This is a genomic window from Mycobacterium sp. (assembly GCF_049802695.1).
Classification (GTDB): Bacteria; Actinomycetota; Actinomycetes; order Mycobacteriales; family Mycobacteriaceae; genus Mycobacterium.
The window spans coordinates 1-2,174 of the sequence record NZ_JBARMY010000134.1 but is presented as its reverse complement, the minus strand read 5'-3'; the positions used below and the strand labels follow the sequence as shown (position 1 = coordinate 2,174).

General features: G+C 63.3%; 1 protein-coding gene and 2 pseudogenes. All 3 read left to right on the top strand.

The window, feature by feature from the left end:
* A pseudogene (locus WA317_RS05165) lies at positions 1 to 116 on the top strand (2-oxoacid:ferredoxin oxidoreductase subunit beta); the annotation flags it as partial.
* 1 nt (position 117) lies between these two features.
* Positions 118 to 768, top strand: a complete 651-nt coding sequence (gene mobA / locus WA317_RS05160; protein ID WP_425172018.1) for a molybdenum cofactor guanylyltransferase — start codon at positions 118 to 120, stop codon at positions 766 to 768.
* 1,128 nt (positions 769 to 1,896) lie between these two features.
* Positions 1,897 to 2,174: pseudogene (locus tag WA317_RS05155) on the top strand (Resuscitation-promoting factor RpfE); the annotation flags it as partial.

Sequence of the window (2,174 nt, the reverse complement as noted above, 5' to 3'; positions counted from 1 at the left end):
CCACCTACGACGACGCGGCTCGCAACCAGGTCAGTGCAGCACGGGACACCGTCCCGTCCGACCGCGCTGCTCTGCAATCGCTGCTGCGCGGACGCGACACCTGGACTGTCGCTTAACGTGGCCGCATCGAATCCAGCGCGGCTGGCAGGGATTGTGCTGGCCGGTGGAGAATCCCGGCGTATGGGCCGGGACAAGGCGACGCTGCCGGTGCCAGAGCCCGTCGGCCAGGCACGCGTGCGGAGGTCGCCGACGGCCGGGCGACCGGATGGCGCTCCGACACTGGTCGAACATGTTGTCGGCGTGGTCAGCGAGCGATGCCAGCCGGTGTTCGTCATGGCAGCACCAGGACAGCGACTGCCTGCGGTGCAAGCCCAGGTGGTGCGCGACGAGTTGCGCGGTGCGGGCCCGCTATCGGCGACCGGCCGGGGCTTGCGTGCGGCCGCAGAGGCCGGTGCGACCCGAGCATTCGTCAGCGCGGTCGACATGCCGTTCCTTGACGCCGACCTGATCGACGAGCTGTGGAGACTGGCCGAACAGGTGGACGCCGACGTGGTGCTGCCGTGGGACGGTCGCGACCACTACTTAGCTGCGGTGTACCGAACCGCGTTGGCGTCGCATATCGACGCGCTGTTGACCGCGGGGGAGCGCGCGATGCGCGCCCTGCTCGACACTGTCGATGCTCAGCGTCTCGTCGTGTCAGACGGTCACTCGTTGGCCAACGTGAACTCGGCTGCCGATCTGCAGTCACTGGCCGCCGCCGGTCGCTGACGCCCGCGACCCGCTTGCTCGACCTCTTCGGTCGTATGCCTGTGCGGTTGAGCAATCCGAATAGACGCTCAGCTAATGATCGGTATGAGTATTTCGTCCTCGACGCCGGAATGACCTATTCTTGGGGCCGGTTCTTCTGTGAAACGGTAAGCGTCAGAGCCTGTCCAGTCGGTGAATATGGTGCGGGTGATTCTGCGTAATCCGTTGTAACCGACAAGGTTCGAGCCTGCAGCGATTTCCTCATGTCTCGGACCTGGCGGCGCCCGCTGCTGGTCGACTGGCGCGGCAAATTGCAAGCATTCGGGTTAGTGATGTTGCGGTTTGCTGATGACGACTGCCGTCGCCGACAACTACCACCGGTGGTCATGCCGGCTCGCCACGCATTGTTCTGAAATATGTCACACACAGGGATTAGTCACCGGTATTCGCGCACGGTGCCAGTGAACAGCAGTGAAGTTGCCCGCGCGCACTCCCCTGTGCAGTGGCTATCCACGGGTTCCGCAACGCCGGCGTCTGAGGACAATTTTGTGAAATTCCGTAAAGAATGCCGCAAGCTGGCATATTGCCAGAAACAACTCAGGAAGAAGCAGCCTCGGCGCCTGAACGGCATTAGGCACGTGTACAGCTGCTTGTTGAATCGGCGGATGCCGCGACGCAATTCAATGCGAAGTGACCGACTGCACGGCACTGTATACGTCCAGCAAAGCTGTGCACCAGGTCACAATAATTGCGTGATCTGTCTCACGCCGAGCGAATCTCATTGGTGGTGTTCACTTTGACGAAAAGAGTGAGCTGACCAGCGATATCGCCATTTCAAGTCGTCGCTATGATCTGTTATCGCCTGGCATTTGCCTGATCTTCCCGGGATGACGAATGTGTTCCCGTCTCGTACGGTCCGTTGCGGCCCGAAAACGGGCAAAGAAAATCGAATTCACGGAAACTGCGTGCGAGCGGGGCTGCAGCGGCGACAGCCGTCCAGCGGCCGGCGGGCAATGGCCCCGTCAGGTGGAACCTCCGCTGTCGTGCCGGACCGAGACGGCACTTCCGAAGCACCAAACGCCTGAAACAGGCTTTCGCTCCACCTCCGGGTGGGGCTGCTTCGGCGCGCGCTGCACGAAAGGAACGAGATTGAAGATCGTCCGTAACACGCTTGCCGCGGCAGCAGTCGCGGGAGTTTTCGCCACGGCTCCGATCGTCCTGCCGACCGGGATCGCCCACGCAGACGACGTCGGACTGGACGCGACTGCGCCAGTCGCCAGTCCGCCCGCAGACGACCCTGGCCTCGACGCTACGGCGCCCGTGGGTGCACCCGCAGATGATGTGGATTTCGACGCCGCCCCGCCAGCGGATGTGCCCGACGATGCGCCGCCGCCCGCCTACGCCCCGCCAGCGGATGTGTCCGACGA